At 71.3% G+C, this 16,206-nt stretch carries 14 protein-coding genes; 5 read left to right on the top strand and 9 right to left on the bottom strand.

Going from position 1 to position 16,206, the window contains the following annotated elements:
* Nucleotides 1-4: 4 nt before the first annotated feature.
* Together purE and ACFWVC_RS12360 are read right to left on the bottom strand one after the other, a co-directional pair.
* On the bottom strand, nt 5-532 hold the full coding sequence (gene purE / locus ACFWVC_RS12365) for a 5-(carboxyamino)imidazole ribonucleotide mutase (protein ID WP_384283000.1): 528 nt from the start codon (nt 530-532) through the stop codon (nt 5-7).
* Nucleotides 529-1,668: a 5-(carboxyamino)imidazole ribonucleotide synthase gene (locus ACFWVC_RS12360; RefSeq protein ID WP_384282997.1), complete on the bottom strand. Its 1,140-nt coding sequence runs from the start codon at nt 1,666-1,668 to the stop codon at nt 529-531. The genes purE and ACFWVC_RS12360 overlap by 4 nt, the downstream gene beginning before the upstream one ends.
* Nucleotides 1,669-1,774: 106 nt before the next feature.
* Between ACFWVC_RS12360 and ACFWVC_RS12355 the strand changes: the two genes are divergently transcribed.
* On the top strand, nt 1,775-2,320 hold the full coding sequence (locus ACFWVC_RS12355; RefSeq protein WP_384282994.1) for a GtrA family protein: 546 nt from the start codon (nt 1,775-1,777) through the stop codon (nt 2,318-2,320).
* Nucleotides 2,321-2,339: 19 nt separating this feature from the next.
* Here ACFWVC_RS12355 and ACFWVC_RS12350 read toward each other — a convergent pair whose 3' ends face one another.
* On the bottom strand, nt 2,340-3,581 hold the full coding sequence (locus tag ACFWVC_RS12350) for an ATP-binding protein (protein ID WP_384282992.1): 1,242 nt from the start codon (nt 3,579-3,581) through the stop codon (nt 2,340-2,342).
* Between the two features lie 46 nt (nt 3,582-3,627).
* The gene (locus ACFWVC_RS12345; protein ID WP_384282990.1) at nt 3,628-4,302 is read right to left on the bottom strand and encodes a response regulator transcription factor; all 675 of its coding nucleotides are present in this window, start codon (nt 4,300-4,302) and stop codon (nt 3,628-3,630) included.
* Nucleotides 4,303-4,646: 344 nt separating this feature from the next.
* Here ACFWVC_RS12345 and ACFWVC_RS12340 point away from each other — a divergent pair, with 344 nt between their 5' ends.
* Nucleotides 4,647-6,146, top strand: a complete 1,500-nt coding sequence (locus tag ACFWVC_RS12340) for a peptide MFS transporter (protein WP_384282988.1) — start codon at nt 4,647-4,649, stop codon at nt 6,144-6,146.
* A gap of 565 nt (nt 6,147-6,711) precedes the next feature.
* Here the strand turns inward: ACFWVC_RS12340 and ACFWVC_RS12335 are convergent.
* Nucleotides 6,712-8,055, bottom strand: coding sequence for a UDP-glucose dehydrogenase family protein (locus ACFWVC_RS12335; RefSeq protein ID WP_384282985.1), 1,344 nt, complete (start codon nt 8,053-8,055; stop codon nt 6,712-6,714).
* 192 nt (nt 8,056-8,247) lie between these two features.
* On the opposite strand from ACFWVC_RS12335, the gene ACFWVC_RS12330 reads away from it, so the two are divergent.
* A complete protein-coding gene (locus ACFWVC_RS12330; protein ID WP_384282982.1) occupies nt 8,248-9,300 on the top strand; it encodes an LCP family protein in 1,053 nt (350 codons plus the stop codon).
* 49 nt (nt 9,301-9,349) lie between these two features.
* Here the strand turns inward: ACFWVC_RS12330 and ACFWVC_RS12325 are convergent, their stop codons facing one another.
* Nucleotides 9,350-10,603, bottom strand: coding sequence for an LCP family protein (locus tag ACFWVC_RS12325; RefSeq protein WP_384282979.1), 1,254 nt, complete (start codon nt 10,601-10,603; stop codon nt 9,350-9,352).
* Nucleotides 10,604-10,721: 118 nt separating this feature from the next.
* Nucleotides 10,722-10,985 (bottom strand): DUF1876 domain-containing protein, encoded by a 264-nt coding sequence (locus tag ACFWVC_RS12320; protein ID WP_319661631.1) that lies wholly within the window; start codon nt 10,983-10,985, stop codon nt 10,722-10,724.
* Nucleotides 10,986-11,122: 137 nt separating this feature from the next.
* Between ACFWVC_RS12320 and ACFWVC_RS12315 the strand changes: the two genes are divergently transcribed.
* The gene (locus ACFWVC_RS12315) at nt 11,123-11,665 is read left to right on the top strand and encodes an acyl-CoA thioesterase (RefSeq protein ID WP_384282976.1); all 543 of its coding nucleotides are present in this window, start codon (nt 11,123-11,125) and stop codon (nt 11,663-11,665) included.
* Between the two features lie 6 nt (nt 11,666-11,671).
* Here the strand turns inward: ACFWVC_RS12315 and ACFWVC_RS12310 are convergent, their stop codons facing one another.
* Nucleotides 11,672-13,111, bottom strand: a complete 1,440-nt coding sequence (locus ACFWVC_RS12310) for an LCP family protein (RefSeq protein ID WP_384282973.1) — start codon at nt 13,109-13,111, stop codon at nt 11,672-11,674.
* Nucleotides 13,112-13,203: 92 nt separating this feature from the next.
* Between ACFWVC_RS12310 and ACFWVC_RS12305 the strand changes: the two genes are divergently transcribed.
* On the top strand, nt 13,204-14,244 hold the full coding sequence (locus ACFWVC_RS12305; RefSeq protein ID WP_384282970.1) for a glycosyltransferase family 2 protein: 1,041 nt from the start codon (nt 13,204-13,206) through the stop codon (nt 14,242-14,244).
* Between the two features lie 39 nt (nt 14,245-14,283).
* On the opposite strand, the gene ACFWVC_RS12300 is transcribed toward ACFWVC_RS12305, so the two are convergent.
* Nucleotides 14,284-16,113, bottom strand: a complete 1,830-nt coding sequence (locus ACFWVC_RS12300; protein ID WP_384283264.1) for an LCP family protein — start codon at nt 16,111-16,113, stop codon at nt 14,284-14,286.
* Nucleotides 16,114-16,206 lie beyond the last annotated feature (93 nt).

Raw genomic sequence — 16,206 nt, 5'->3', positions numbered from 1 at the left:
ATGACTACTTACCTCCGAAACCGAAGCCTGCCGACCCCTCCACCTTGGCACGCAGACGCTTGCCCTTGTCGGTCGCCTGCTGGTTCAGCTCCTCCTGGAAGTGCCGCATCCGCTCCAGCAGTTCGCCGTCGTGCGCGGCGAGCATCCGCACCGCCAGCAGGCCCGCGTTGCGCGCGCCGGCCACCGAGACCGTGGCGACCGGCACCCCGGCGGGCATCTGCACGATGGACAGCAGCGAGTCCATGCCGTCCAGGTACTTCAGCGGCACCGGCACGCCGATCACCGGCAGCGGCGTCACCGAGGCGAGCATGCCCGGCAGGTGCGCGGCGCCGCCGGCGCCCGCGATGATCGCCTTGAGGCCGCGCCCGGCGGCCTGCTCGCCGTACGCGATCATCTCGCGCGGCATGCGGTGCGCGGAGACGACGTCGACCTCGTACCGCACCTCGAACTCGTCCAGCGCCTGGGCGGCGGCCTCCATGACCGGCCAGTCGGAGTCGGAACCCATCACGATGCCGATCAGGGGGCTGCTCATTCGGTGATCGTCCCTCGCAGGTAGTCGGCGGCGTGCCGGGCGCGCTCGCGCACGTCGGCCAGGTCGGCGCCATAGGTGTTGACGTGGCCGACCTTGCGGCCGGGCTTCACGTCCTTGCCGTACATGTGGATCTTCAGCTGCGGGTCCCGGGCCATGCAGTGCAGATAGCCCTGGTACATGTCGGGGTAGTCGCCGCCGAGGACGTTCGCCATCACCGTCCACGGCTGCCGCGGGCGCGGGTCGCCCAGCGGCAGGTCCAGCACCGCCCGCAGGTGGTTGGCGAACTGCGAGGTCACGGCGCCGTCCTGGGTCCAGTGCCCGCTGTTGTGCGGGCGCATGGCCAGCTCGTTGACGAGGATCCGGCCGTCCCGCGTCTCGAACAGCTCCACGGCCAGATGGCCGACCACGCCCAGCTCCTTGGCGATGGTCAGCGCCAGTTGCTGGGCCTGCGCCGACAGCGCTTCAGGCAGGCCGGGCGCCGGGGCGATCACGGTGTCGCACACCCCGCCGACCTGGATCGACTCCACCACCGGGTAGGCGACCGCCTGCCCGTGCGGGGAGCGTACGACGTTGGCCGCCAGCTCCCGCGCGAAGTCGACCTTCTCCTCCGCGAGCACCGGCACGCCCGCCCGGAACGGCTCGGCGGCGCCCGCCTCGTCGCGGACCACCCACACGCCCTTGCCGTCGTAGCCGCCGCGCACGGTCTTCAGCACGACCGGATAGCCCGTGCCCTCCTCGGCGAAGCGCGTCACGTCCGCCGGGTCGGCCACGATGCGGTGCCGCGGGCAGGGCACACCGAGGGAGTCCAGCTTCGCCCGCATGACGCCCTTGTCCTGGGCGTGCACCAAGGCGTCCGGCCCCGGGCGGACGGCGATGCCGTCGGCCTCCAGGGCCCGCAGGTGCTGGGTGGGGACGTGCTCGTGGTCGAAGGTGATCACGTCGCAGCCCGCCGCGAACGCGCGCAGCGTCGCCAGGTCGCGATAGTCGCCGACCACGACCTCGCCCGCGACCAAGGCCGCCGAGTCCACGGGCGTGTCGCTGAGGAGCTTGAATCTGATGCCGAGCGGGATACCCGCCTCATGGGTCATACGGGCGAGCTGGCCGCCGCCGATCATGCCGACTACCGGGAATGTCACAGTCACCAGGATATCTGTGTACGAATGGCGCCCGGACCCCTGTGCCACCGGCCCCCCGGCTAGCATGAAGGCCTCTGACCGAAGACAGACGGGACCGGGCGATCACATGGGCGAAGTGACGGGGCACAGCGCCCGGCCGGCGGTGCTCACCGACCGCCTGTGGGGGATAGCGCGGGAGGTCGCCAAGTTCGGCGCGGTCGGCGGTGTCGGCGTGCTGGTCAACATCGGCGTCTTCAACCTCGTCCGGCACCTCACGGACCTGCAGGTGGTGCGCGCCAGCGTCGTCGCGACCGTCGTGGCCATCGCCTTCAACTACGTGGGCTTCCGCTACTTCACCTACCGCGACCGGGACAAGAGCGGCCGCACCCGCGAGCTGGGGCTCTTCCTGCTCTTCAGCGCGATCGGCCTGGTGATCGAGAACGGTCTGCTCTACACGGCGACGTACGGCTTCGGCTGGGACAGCCCGCTGCAGAGCAATGTCTTCAAGTTCCTCGGCATCGGGGTCGCCACCCTCTTCCGCTTCTGGTCCTACCGCAGCTGGGTCTTCAAGGCACTGCCGAGCCACGGGGCCGTGGGGCAGGCAGAATCGTTCCTGGCCGAGGGCGAGATCGGCAGCGCCGCGCCCGGCGCCCCCGTGGGCCGCGCCGGCTAGGGCGTCACAGCCGCCGGACTCACGGCGACTGCTCCTGGCGGGCCAGGAACAGCGCGAAGACCGGCGGGCGCTGCTGCAGCAGCTCCAGACGGCCGCCGTCCGCCTCGGCCAGGTCCCGGGCGACCGCGAGGCCGATGCCCGTGGAGTTGCGCCCGCTGACCGTGCGCTCGAAGACCCGCGCCCCCAGTTCCGGCGGTACGCCCTGGCCCTCGTCCGTCACCTCCACCACCACCTGGTTGCCGGTGACGCGGGTGGAGATGCCGACCGTGCCCGCGCCGTGCATCAGCCCGTTCTCCAGGAGGGTCGCGAGCACCTGCGCGACCGCGCCCGGCGTGCCCACCGCGCGCATCCGCTCGGAACCCGTGGTGATGGCCCGCCCCGCGCTGCGGTAGGCCGGGCGCCACTCCTCCACCTGCTGCTTGATCACGGCGTCGATGTCGAAGACCACCGCGGAGCCGGTCCGCGGGTCCCGCGCGTTGGTGAGCAGCCGCTGCACGACGTCCGTCAGCCGCTCGACCTGGCCGAGCGCGATCGTCGCCTCCTCCTTGACCGTCTCCTGTTCGTCGGCGGTGGCGATGATCTCCTCCAGCCGCATCGACAGCGCGGTCAGCGGGGTGCGCAGCTGGTGCGAGGCGTCCGCGGCCAGCCGCCGTTCGGCGGTCAGCATGCGGGCGATCCGCTCGGCGCTGCTGTCCAGTACGTCGGCGACCCGGTCCAGTTCCGGCACCCCGTAGCGGCGGTGCCGGGGCCGCGGGTCGCCCGAGCCGAGCCGTTCCGCGGTCTCGGCCAGATCGGTCAGCGGGCTGCCGAGCCGCCGCGCCTGCCGTACCGCCAGCACCACCGCGGCCAGCACCGCCAGCAGCGCCACCGCGAGGATGATCAGCAGCGTGCGGCCGATCTCCTGGCTGACCTTGCTGCGCGACTCCTGGACGACGACGGTCTCGCCGTGCTCGCCCTTCTGCTGCGAGGAGATCACCTTGCCCGTCGGCCGTGTGCCGATGGCGATCGGCGTCTCGCCCGGGACCCTGACCAGGGCGTAGCGGTCGGGGGTGATCTGCTGGGACAGCACCTCGCGGCTGATCTGCTCGTCGCTGATGATCCGGCTCTCGACGATGCCGATGAGCCGCACCGCCTCCGAGTCCACGCTCTCCCTGGCGCTGTTCTCGATCGTCCGGGTCTCCACGATCACCAAGGAGACGCCGAAGACGGCGATGACGACGAGCACCACGGCGAGCGTGGACTGGATGAGACGGCGGCGCATGGTTGAAGCGTCTCAGCTTTCCGGGGCGGGTCCGCGGACGGGTCTTTCAGTTCTTCTCGAACCGGAAGCCCACGCCGCGGACGGTGGAGATGTAGCGCGGGGCGGCCGCGTCGTCGCCGAGCTTCTTGCGCAGCCACGAGATGTGCATGTCGAGCGTCTTGGTGGAGGACCACCAGGTGGTGTCCCACACCTCACGCATCAGCTGCTCACGGGTGACCACCCGCCCGGCGTCCCGCACCAGTACGCGCAGGAGGTCGAATTCCTTCGCCGTGAGCTGCAGCTCCTCGTCGCCCATCCAGGCGCGGTGCGACTCGACGTCGATCCGCACCCCCTGGGTCGAGGGCTGCTGCGCCTCGGTCGTGCCGCGCCGCAGCAGGGCCCGCACGCGGGCCAGCAGCTCGGCCAGCCGGAAGGGCTTGGTCACATAGTCGTCGGCGCCGGCGTCGAGGCCGACCACCGTGTCCACCTCATCGGCGCGGGCGGTCAGCACCAGCACCGGGAATCCATGGCCTTCGGTGCGCAGCCTCCTGCACACCTCCAGCCCGTCCATTCCGGGCAGCCCCAGGTCGAGCACCAACAGATCGAAGGAGCCGAGCAGGGCGGCTTCGAGCGCCGCCGGTCCGTCCTCGCGCACCTCGACCTCGTACCCTTCGCGGCGCAACGCGCGTGCGAGCGGTTCCGAGATGGATGCGTCGTCCTCGGCGAGCAGTACGCGGGTCATGGGCTGATGGTAGTCCGCCAGGAGAAACCGCACGCCGGGCGGGCCGTCAGTGCTGTGAGGTCCGTCTCAAGTCAGCCCATATAGCACATGTGAAGCTGCCATAAAGTAACGAAAAGCCCGCAACAGTTCCCCCGCGGGACCTCTGGCGTTCATCTGGCGTCAAGGGCCCTTCTGTCGCGGGGCTGGTCCCCACCAGCACCAGTCATCGACCTGTCGGCCGGGGCCACCGCCTGTGAAGGCGGCGGCCGTGGATCCCGGGGCGCGTTCGCGTGCGCCGGTGCCGGTCACCCCCCACCCGGGCGCGCTCCGCTCGCGCAGCGCGTCCCGAGCAGCAAGGAAAGTTCATGGCGACCAGCCTGACCAAGGACCCCGCCGCCCGGAACCACGGATCCGGCGGCAGTTTCCTCGGCCACCCTCGAGGTCTGGCCACACTTTTCATGACCGAGACGTGGGAGCGTTTCAGCTACTACGGCATGAGGGCGTTGCTCGTCCTCTACCTGACGGCCTCGGTCGCGGACGGCGGCCTCGGCATGAAGGCCGCCACCGCCGGCGCCATCTACAGCGTCTACACCGCCACCGTGTACCTGCTGGCCATGCCGGGCGGCTGGTTCGCCGACCGCCTGTGGGGCCCGCGCCGCACGGTGGCCATCGGCGGCACGATCATCATGATCGGCCACTTCCTGCTGGCCGTGCCGGTCTCCGCCTCGTTCTTCGTCGGCCTGGTCTTCATCGCCGTGGGCTCCGGTCTGCTGAAGTCCAACATCTCCACGATGGTGGGCCAGCTCTACCCCGACCGGAACGACCCGCGCCGCGACGGCGGCTTCACGATCTTCTACATCGGGATCAACCTCGGTGCCTTCCTCGCGCCGCTGGCCATCGGCACCGTCGGCCAGAAGGTCGACTGGCACCTGGGCTTCGCCCTCGCCGGCGTCGGCATGGGGCTCGGCCTCGCCCAGTTCCTCCTGGGCACCAAGCACCTCGCGCCCGTCTCCAGCGTGGTCCCCACGCCCCTGGACGCCGCCGAACGCGCCGGGATGATGAAGAAGGCGCTGCTGTGGCTGGCTGCCGCGGTGGTCTTCTACGGCGTGGTCACCTTCACCGGCCACTTCACGATCAACTGGGTGCTGTGGCCGCTGTCCCTGCTGGGCCTGGCGCTGCCGACGTACTACTTCACCCGCATCCGCGGCGACCGCGAGCTCTCCTCGGACGAGAAGACCAAGGTGACCGGCTACATCTGGTTCTTCATCGTGGCCGCCGTGTTCTGGATGATCTACGACCAGTCCGGCTCGACCCTGACGGTCTTCGCCCACGACCACACCGCGTCGCAGCTGTGGGGCTTCCACTTCCCCGAGAGCTGGTTCCAGTCGCTGAACCCGCTGTTCGTGATGGCCCTGGCCCCGGTCTTCGCCCTGCTGTGGATGAGGCTGGGCCGGAGGAACCCCAGCACGACGGTGAAGTTCGCGCTCGGCCTCGTCGGCATCGGCGCCTCGTTCATCGTGATGATGCTGGCCCAGGCCGCCGCCTCGGGCGACGCCAAGGTCACCCCGCTGTGGCTGGCCGTGGTCTACCTCGTCCAGACCGCCGCCGAACTGTGCCTGTCCCCGGTGGGCCTGTCGGTCACCACCAAACTGGCCCCGGTCAAGTACGCCAGCCAGATGATGGGCCTGTGGTTCCTCGCCGTGACGGCGGGCGACTGTGTGGCGGCGATCCTGCAGCTGGTCATCGGCGACGCGTTCCTGTCGGAGACGGCCTTCGCGATCCAGGGCGCCGTGGCGCTGGCGGCCGGCGTGGCGTTCGTTCTGTACCGCAGGCGCGTCATCGCCCTCATGGGCGACGTCCACTAACGCCGCGCGTGCCGTCCGGGTAGGTTCCTTTCCCGCCCTCCCGCCCTCCCCCAACCTTCGGCCGGGGGTGCCCCCACCACCCCCGCCCCCTCCGTAGTGTTCGCGCCTGATCCCCAGTGGGGGGTGTTAGGGCAGCCATGGCACAGGCCCCCGTTGGTGCGGCGGCACATCAGCCGCCCAGCCGTCACGCCCACACAGCGATGGGGCCGTATCCAGGCAACCGCGGTCACCCCGGACCGCCTCCACCCCCCACTGGGGATCAGGCGCATGACGAAACCGAGGGGGCGGGGTCGGAGGGGTGGATGTTCTGGACGCTGCGGGATATTTGTGTGCAGCATCCGGGACAGGATGGGATGGGCAAGTGCCCGTCACGCACGTAAATATCCCAGTCCAGGACGTGCAGCCCCGGAGGCCCCGCACCCGGCCCAGGAACACACGCGCGCCGGGCCGCCCGGACTTCACAGGGCTGGGGGCACCCCCGGCCGAAGGTTGGGGGAGGGAGGGCGGGCGGGGAAAAAACCCACCCGGACAGCAACCACAACCCACCCGCATGCCGCCCGCAGGGCTACGCGTTGGGGCGGCCCATCGCCCGGAACGTCCAGCCCGCCTCCCGCCACACGGACGCGTCCAGGGCATTGCGGCCGTCGATGACGTGCCGCTGCCCCGCCACGGCCCCCAGGGCCGCCGTGTCGAGCTCGCGGAACTCCCGCCACTCCGTGAGGTGCAGCACGACCTGGGCGCCGCGCACGGCCTCCAGGGCGCTGGACGCGTAGCCGAGGGTGGGGAACAGGCGGCGGGCGTTGTCCATCGCCTTGGGGTCGTAGACGGTGACCTGGCCGCCCTGGAGGTGGATCTGGCCGGCGACGTTGAGCGCGGGGGAGTCCCGTACGTCGTCGGAGTCCGGCTTGAAGGCCGCGCCGAGGACCGCCACGCGCTTGCCGAGGAAACCGCCGCTGCCGCAGGCCTCGCGGGCCAGCTCGACCATGTGGGCCCGGCGCCGCATGTTGATGGAGTCGACCTCGCGCAGGAACGTCAGCGCCTGGTCGGCGCCGAGTTCGCCGGCGCGGGCCATGAAGGCCCGGATGTCCTTGGGCAGGCAGCCGCCGCCGAAGCCGATGCCGGCCCGGAGGAACTTCTTGCCGATCCGGTCGTCGTGGCCGATGGCCTCGGCCAGCTTCATCACATCGCCGCCCGCGGCCTCGCTGACCTCGGCCATGGCGTTGATGAAGGAGATCTTGGTGGCGAGGAAGGCGTTCGCCGCCGTCTTCACCAGCTCGGCGGTCGGGTAGTCCGCGACGACGAACGGCGTGCCCTCGGAGACCGGGGTCGCGTAGATCTCGCGCAGGAGCTTCTCGGCGTGCTCGGAGGCGACGCCGACCACGATCCGGTCCGGGTGCAGGGTGTCCTGGACGGCGAAGCCCTCGCGCAGGAACTCCGGGTTCCACGCCAGCTCCGCCTGGTGGCCCGCCGGGGCCAGCTCGGCCAGCCGCTCGGCCAGCCGCGCCGCGCTGCCGACCGGCACCGTCGACTTGCCGACGACCAGGGCGGGACGGCTCAGGTGCGGGGCGAGCAGGTCGAAGGCGGACTCGACGTAGCTCATGTCGCAGGCGTACTCGCCGTGCTTCTGCGGGGTGTTGACGCAGACGAAGTGGACGTCGCCGAAGGCGGCGACCTCCTCCCAGGAGGTGGTGAAGCGCAGCCGGCCGCTCGCCCCGGGCAGGCCCGCGACGTGCCGGCCGAGCAGTTCCTCCAGGCCCGGCTCGTACATCGGGACCTTGCCTGCCGACAGTGTCTCGATCTTGGCGGGGTCGATGTCCAGCCCCAGCACCTCGAAGCCCAGCTCCGCCATTGCGGCGGCGTGCGTGGCGCCCAGGTAGCCGGTGCCGATCACGGTGAGCTTGAGGGCCATGTGGAGGCTCCCTCCCAGGTGGTGGCCGGATTCTGCTGCCGAGCATAACCGCGGGGGATGACGTCCTCCCGTCCGGTGCGTGGTGCCCGTGTGACGGGACGGATGCCATGGGCATGGCCATGGGCCGCCTTCGCGCGCCACAATGCCCCCTACGCACGCGTGGGGAGCGGGTGCACAGTGTGGGGGTGGGGCGTGACGACGACGGATCCGGTCGGCCACAAGGACGCGGCTGTTGAGGAAACGCCGGGGGACGAGGCGGCGCGCCGCCGCAAGCGCCGCCTGCGCACCCGCAGGGTCCTGCTGGGGGCGCTGACGCTGCTGGTGGCCGGGGTGCTCGCGGTGGCCGGCACGCTGTGGTGGGCGGTGGACCACTACACCGGCAAGGTGAGCCGGATCCCGAACGCCTTCCCGACCAATGTGCCCGAGAGCGAGCAGCCGGCCCCCGCCAAGGGCGGTGAAACGTTCCTCCTGGTCGGTGTGGACGCTCGCTCCGACCTGCCCACCACCGGCGAGAACGCGCAGGCGCCGGAATGGAAGCGCGGCGCCCAGCGCAGCGACACGATGATGCTGGTCCACCTGCCCGCCGACCACCGGCACGCCTACGTGGTCTCGCTGCCCCGCGACAGCTGGGTCAGCGTCCCCGGCAACGGCAAGGCCAAGCTCAATGCCGCCTTCTCCTGGGGCGGCCCGCCGCTGCTCATCGACACCGTGCAGCGGCTGACCGACGTCAAGGTCGACCACCTCGCCGTCATCGACTGGAGCGGCTTCCGCACCCTGACCGACGCCATCGGCGGCGTCGACCTCGCGGGCCGGCACATGAACGGCGACCAGGCCCTGACCTATGTGCGCGAGCGCTACCACCTGCCCCGCGGCGACCTGGACCGCACCCACCGCCAGCAGGCCTTCCTGCGCGCGGTGATCGCCAAGACGCTCACCCCGTCCACGATGAGCAACCCGCTCAAGGCCAAGGAGCTGCTGGACCAGGTCACCGGGGTGGTCAGCGTCGACGACCGGCTCTCCGGCGGCGATCTGCGCGACCTGATGTGGAAGATGCGCGGCGTCCGGGCGGCCGACATGGTCTTCATGAACGCGCCGGTGGGCGGGCTCGACATGATCAAGGGCCAGTCGGTCGTGCTGCTCGACGAGAGCGGCAGCTCCCAGCTCTGGGAGGCCATGCGCAACGACACGATGGACGACTACGTGGCGGGCCACTCCCTGGACCGGCTCGGCGCCAGTACGCCGTGAGGGCCGGGAAGCGCCCGCTTCCCGGCCCTCACGCGTCGTCCCGCCCGGCTCACGAGTCGGGGGTGACGGTGACCTTCTCGTCGTTCTTCAGCTCGGAGATCAGCTGCTTGACCTTCGGCATGTCCCACTTGAGCGCGCTGCCGACGTTGGTGTTGATCGAGCCGGAGGTCGGCATGTTCATCGACAGGCCGTCACCGCCGGAGACGCCCTTCATCGCCCAGAACATCGAGACCAGGTTCCACAGGCTCATGTCCTTGTCGACGACCAGGGTGTCCAGGCCCGCGCCCATGACCGGGTAGAGCTTGAAGGGGTTGAGCACCGTGCCCGGGGTGGCGGTCTGGGACGCCAGGGCGGCCAGGAACTTCTGCTGGTTCTTGGTCCGGCCGAGGTCGCCCTCCGCCTCCTGGTAGCGCTGGCGGACGAAGGCGAGCGCCTCGTCGCCGTTGAGGGTCTGGGTGCCCTTCTTGATGTGCAGGCCGGAGTTCTTGTCGTCGATGTTGCGCGGGATGTTCATCTCGACGCCGCCGACCGCGTCCACGATGCCCGCGAAGCCGGCGAAGCCGATCTCCGCGTAGTGGTCGATGTGCAGGCCGGTGTTGTACTCGACGGTGCGCACCAGCAGCGTCGGGCCGTCTATCGAGTAGGCGGCGTTCAGCTTGTTCTGGCCGCGCGCGGCGAACGACTTGCCCGACTCGGAGCCCTTGAAGTTGGGGATCGTGACGTAGGAGTCACGGGGGAGCGAGATCAGCGAGTTCCCGTTGTCGCCGACGTGCAGGATCATCATGGAGTCCGTGCGCTTGCCCGCGGCGGAGCCGGTGTGCAGCTCCTTCTTCTGGTCGCCGGACAGGCCCTCGCGGCTGTCGGAGCCCACGATCAGGTAGTTGGTGCCCTTGCCGGTCTCGGGCCGGTCGATCACCGTGCCGAGGTCGACCTCGCGGCGCACCTTGCCGTCGGCCCATATGTAGGTGCCGATGGACCAGGCGAGCACGACGACCACCAGCGCCAGCAGGGTCACCTTGACCCGGCGCGCCCGGCTGCCGGGACGGGGAGGCCGCCCGGCGGTCGTGGGCGGGCCGTAGGAGCCCCCGTCACCGCCGTTCCCGTATCCGCCGCCGTAACCCCCGCCACCGTGGCCGGGCGCGGGGGCGGAGGCCGGGCTTCCGTACCCCTGCTGGCGCGGGACGCTGCCGGAGCCCGCCGCCGCACGGCGCGGGGACAGCTCGGGGGGCAGCGGGGGCTCGGGCGTCTGCTGCTGCCGCTGGTTCCTGTTGTTGTCGGACCAGCCGTCGGGCCATGCGTTCATGTACGGCAGTGTGCCCGTTCGGCGGCCCGAGCAGGAGATCGGTTCCGCTTCTGCAGCAGAGCTGATGCAAAGGTCACAGGACTGCCGCTTCCCCGTGACCCAATGCGCCCCTGCCGCCTCATCCCGTGAGGTGGGTGGGCAGATCGGTGCGCGTCTCGATCATCCCGGCGGCCTGCTCCAGCAGTTCGTGCGCCAGGTTGGAACAGGCCCGGGACGCGGCCACGTCCTCGCCGATGCGCAGATCCGGTTCGTCGCTCGGGTTGCGCCGCGAGTACCCGTGCCCCACGACTCCCGGGGCGCCGTCGCCGGCCAGCGACGCGGTGCAGGCGGTGCGGTTGCCGTCCTCCTCCAGGGTCAGCTTGATCGTCCAGGTCTTCTCCATCGCGCTCACCTCTGGGACCTGCCCGGATAGCCGGGCTTGCTGGGATTCTCCCCCTTTGCCAGCATCCGCCCGGCCCTGGTCCCGGGCAAGGTGTGCCGGGCGGGGAGCACCCCGGGCCACTGCTTAGGGTGGAGCCCATGTTCGAAGAGCCTGCCCCGCATCCCGTCACGGCCAAGCCGACGTCCGCCTCGCGGATCACGCTGGCGCACATCATGACCCACCACGACACGAACCTCCTGGGCACGGTGCACGGCGGCGTGGTCATGAAGCTGGTGGACGACGCGGCGGGGGCCGTGGCCGGCCGTCACTCCGAGGGGCCGGCGGTGACCGGCGCCATGGACGAGATGGCCTTCCTGGAGCCGGTGCGGGTCGGCGACCTGCTCAAGGTGCAGGCCCAGGTCAACTGGACCGGCCGGTCCTCCATGGAGGTCGGCGTGCGGGTGGTCGCCGAACGCTGGAACGAGTCCGGGCCCGGCACCCAGGTGGCCAGCGCCTATCTGGTCTTCGTCGCCGTCGACGCCGAGGGCAAGCCGCGTTCGGTGCCGGAGCTGATCCTGGAGACCGACCGGGACCGCCGCCGCTACCAGGAGGCCCAGATCCGGCGCACGCACCGGCTGGCCCGCCGCCGGGCGATCATGGAACTGCGCGAGAAGCGGGCCGCCGAGGGCCTGGACGACTGATCGCGGTCAGCCGCACAGCATGCGGTCGCCCCGTACCGGCTTGATCTCCACCGGCTGCGGCGGGGGCTGGGGCGCGGGTGCGGGTTCCCCCGCCCGTACCGGGGTGACGCCGCGGTAGTCGGCGCCCACGATCACCCGCAGCACCGGCCCGAGCCCGGGCACGGCCAGCAGGTCCGCGTACGGCAGCGCGGTGCCGAGGGCGGCCGCGGAGCGGTCCCAGCCGGGGTCGTAGCGGATCATCGTGTACTGCGCGTCGTGCCGCGTGGTGTTGCCCGGCATCCCCGTGGTCCGGAAGCCGGTGCCCCGCAGGTCCTTGTCGGCACGGGCGCCGAGACCCGTCACGGCGGTGCCGTTGTCGACCTGGACGCGGATCGAGCCGGGTGGCACGTCCACCCGCTCCGGCCGGAGTGACGGGGTCGGCGTCCCGCTTGCGGGGGTGCCGGCCGCGCCGGTCAGCGGCCGGTCCTCGCGGAGGGCGTCGAAGAGCCGCTCGGCGCCCTTGGTGGACCAGCGCACGGTCGTGCCGACCCCCTGGACCCGGAAGGGCGTCGGTTCCACCGGCACGGTGGCGAACTCCAGCGACCCCGCCCCGAAGCCACCGCGCAACCCGGTGGCCAGCGAGATCAGGTCGTCCGGGGTGGTCTGCCGGTCGGTGCGCACCGAGCCGAGCACGGCACCGGCGACCTGGTCGAGCTTGACCGGGTTGCGCAGCAGGCCGGTCTCGGTCACGCGGCGCACCAGGGCCGCCAGGAAGCGCTGCTGGTGGCCCATGCGCGTCAGGTCCATGGCGTCCTGCCCGTATCCGGAGCGGACGTACTGCAGCGCCGCGCCGCCGTTCATGCGGACGCTCCCGACGGGCAGCGCGAGCCCGGTGTAGCGGTCGCTCAGCGGCTGCGCGGTGCACACGTCGACGCCGCCGACGAGGTCGACGGCCTTCATGAAGCGCCCGAAGTCGATCTCGGCGTAGTGGTCGACCGGGACCCCGGTCAGCTTCTCGACGGCGCTCACGGTCAGCGCGGGGCCGCCGTCCCCGTACGCCCACTTCAGCTTGCCGGGGCGGGGGAGCTCGGCGTAGGAGTCCCGTGGCAGGCCGACCACGCTGATCCGGCGGCCGTCCCGCGAGACGTGCGCGAGCATCATCGTGTCCGCGCAGTTGCAGGCCCGGCCGCCCAGGTGCCAGCGGGTGCGCTGGGCGGCGGTGAGGCCGCGGCGCAGGTCGGTGCCGACGAGCAGGAAGTTGGTACCCCGGGTGGAGGCGGCGCGGTCACGCGGCCCTCCCAGGGCGTCGACGTGGGCGAGGCGGCTGTCCATGTGCGCGACGACGGCGTGCCCGATCCCGCTGGCGGTCAGGATGCCCAGCGAGACCGCGCCGAGGAGGCGCATCCCGCGGCGCACCGGGGGCCGGCGGGCGGCGGGCGCGGGCGGGCGGCGGCGAGCGGCGGTCATGGGGGCACGCTAAGCAGTCATACCGTCCTACGGTATGAGCCTCGCCCTGGCATGCGCACCGCTGTCATCCGTTCGCGGTAACGTGTGCGGCTGTGAACGCTGCGACCCCCCACCTGCCGCCCGCCGTTTCCGTGATCATGCCCGTGCTCGACGAGGAGCGCCATCTGCGCGCCTCCGTCCGGCACATCCTGGAGCAGGACTACGCGGGTGAGCTGGAGGTCGTCATCGCCCTCGGCCCCTCGGCGGACCGCACCGACGAGATCGCCGCGGAGCTCGTGCGCGAGGACCCCCGGGTGCACACCGTGCCCAACCCCACCGGCCGCACCCCCGCCGCCCTGAACGCCGCCATCAAGGCCTCCCGGCACCCCGTCGTGGTCCGCGTGGACGGCCACGGCATGCTCTCCCCGGACTACATCAAGACCGCGGTGCGGCTGCTGGACGAGACCGGCGCCGCCAACGTCGGCGGCATCATGCACGCCGAGGGCGAGAACGACTGGGAGCGCGCCGTCGCCGCCGCCATGACCTCGAAGATCGGCGTCGGCAACGCGGCCTTCCACACCGGCGGCCAGGCGGCCCCCGCGGACACCGTCTACCTGGGCGTCTTCCGCCGCGAGGTGCTGGAGCAGCAGGGCGGTTACAACGAGGAGTTCATCCGCGCCCAGGACTGGGAGCTGAACTACCGCATCCGCGAGGCGGGCGGCCTGATCTGGTTCTCACCCGAGCTGCGCGTCTCCTACCGGCCCCGGCCGAGCGTGCGGGCGCTGGCCAAGCAGTACAAGGACTACGGCCGCTGGCGCCGGGTCGTCACCCGCTACCACCAGGGCTCGGTCAATCTGCGCTATCTGGCCGCTCCCGGAGCCGTCCTGGCGATCGCGGCGGGCATCGTCGTCGGCGCGGCCGTCACCCCGCTGGGCTTCGTCGTCCCCGGTGGCTATCTGGCCGCCATCGCGCTGGGTTCGCTGCCCGCCGGCAAGGGGCTGTCGGTCAAGGCCCGGGCGCAGGTCCCGGTGGCGCTGGCCACCATGCACATGTCGTGGGGCTTCGGCTTCCTGACCAGCCCGCGTTCGCTCGCCCGGCGGGTCATCGCCAGCCGCCGCCCGGCGGTGCGGGCGACCGCCGACGCCGACGCGTAGCGCCGGTGGCCGGGCCCCGCGGGGCCCGGCCGGTGCGGCCTACCAGATGTAGTACGGGTTGACCTTCATGCACGCCGACTTGTCGGAGGCGTTGAGCGCGTTCGCGCTGTCCAGGACTTCCTTGGTGTCGGACGAGCTCTGCTTCGGGTAGCTCGTGCCGGTCGTCCAGTCGGCGCCGATCACCAGCGTGATCCCGGAGGCCGCGTCGGACTTCTTCACCGCGCTCGTCGGCAGGCCCAGCGACTTCGCGACCGCCAGGGCGTTGGCCTTCTGGTCGTCGGCCGGGTACGTGACCGTGCTGCCGGACTGCGACTGGGGCGTGCTGTCGGTGGTCGCCTGGGTGTAGCCGAGCGCGACGAGCCGGTCGGAGATCGCCGAGGCCCGTCCGGGGACGGCGGCCTGTGAGGCCGTGCCGGTGCCGTTCTCGACGGTGACGGGGATGTCCCCCTTGGCCGCGGGCTTGGCGGTCGAGGCGGCCGTCGCCGGCGTCTTCTTCTTGCTCTTCTTGCCGTCGACCGCCTGGTCGTTGCGGAGCAGTGTGAAGAGCTTGGTCGCGGCGGGGGTCGGCACGACGTGCGCGTTGGGGTCCCGCGGGTCGGCGCCCCACGGCATGGTGGTCATGGTGATCCGGTTGGTGGGGACGCTCTTGAGGTCGTTGGCGAGGCCGTACAGCTTCGTGACCTTGCCGAGGCCGGTGTCGACCGTCAGCGCCTTCGTGGCGCTCTCCGCGAGGCCCGTCAGCGCCCCGGGGTCGGTGAGCTTCGTGCCGGACTTCAGCTGGCGCACCATCGCGTTCATGTACATGTGCTGGGCGTGGGTGCGGCCGATGTCGCTGCCGTCCTCGAAGCCGTGGCGGGTGCGCAGCCACTGCAGCGCCTGCTGGCCCTTGATGGTGTGGTCGCCGGCGGTGAGCTTCAGACCGGACTTCTTGTCCCAGACGTTGCTCTTGACGCAGACCGGGACGCCGCCGACCGCGTCGGCCATCGAGACCACGCCGGCGAAGTCGATCATCATGAAGTGGTCGATGTGGATGCCGGTCAGGTTCTCCCAGGTGGCCACGGTGCAGCCGGGCCCGCCGTGCTGGAGGCTGGCGTTGATCGTCTCCGAGTCGGTCTCGGGGTAGACCGTGCCGTCGTCGGGGTCGGTGCACTTGGGGATGGTGACCCGGGTGTCGCGCGGGACGCTGACCACGGTCATGTTGCTGCGGTCGGCCGAGACGTGCAGCAGCATCTGGACGTCGGCCAGCGGCTTGCGGGTCGCGTCGGCCTTGGCGCCGCCGAGCTTCTGGTTCTCCTTGGAGGCCCGGCTGTCGGAGCCCAGCAGCAGGATGTTCATCGGGGTCTGGCCGGCCGCGTTGGCCTTGCTCTTGGCGGTCTTGCCGTCGCCGAGGTTGAGAGCGTCCTTCTGGATGTTGGCGTTCAGGTGCTCGTAATAGGCCCAGGCGGCGCCGGCCGACCCGACTATCGCGAGCGATGTGACGATCGCCACCCAGCGCAGGGCGCGCCGTTTGCCCTTTTTGCGGCGACGGTTGCCGCGCCGGCCCGCTCCGCCGGGGTCCCCGGTGCCGTCGTCGCCGCCACCGTCGCCCGGCCCGCCGGTCCGCGGTTCGGTGCGGGTGTAGGCGTCGTCGTCCTCCTCCGCGGGGGCGTATGGGTCCGGCTCGTACGCCTCGTGGTCGAGGGCCGAGGGCTGGTACGCCGCCGTGTCGTAGGGGGCGTACTGCTCCTGCGGCTGGTAACCGCCGCCGTACGAGGGCTGCTGCGGAATGTGCGGCGCCCCGTCACCGCCCCTGTACGGAGCGTTGCCCCACCCGGGTTCGTGAGGTTCGTAGGGGGCGTTGAGCCCCCCGGGGGCGCTGCCGTGGCGCATGTAGGCCTCCCATGACGCGCTGGTCACTACGTCAACTGCTGCGCCGCAGCGCCGCGGATCGTGGGTGAGTCTCAGCTACGCGACTGTCAAAAC

It is taken from the genome of Streptomyces sp. NPDC058691 (assembly GCF_042714775.1).
GTDB lineage: Bacteria > Actinomycetota > Actinomycetes > Streptomycetales > Streptomycetaceae > Actinacidiphila.
This window is presented reverse-complemented; position numbering and strand designations above follow the sequence as displayed.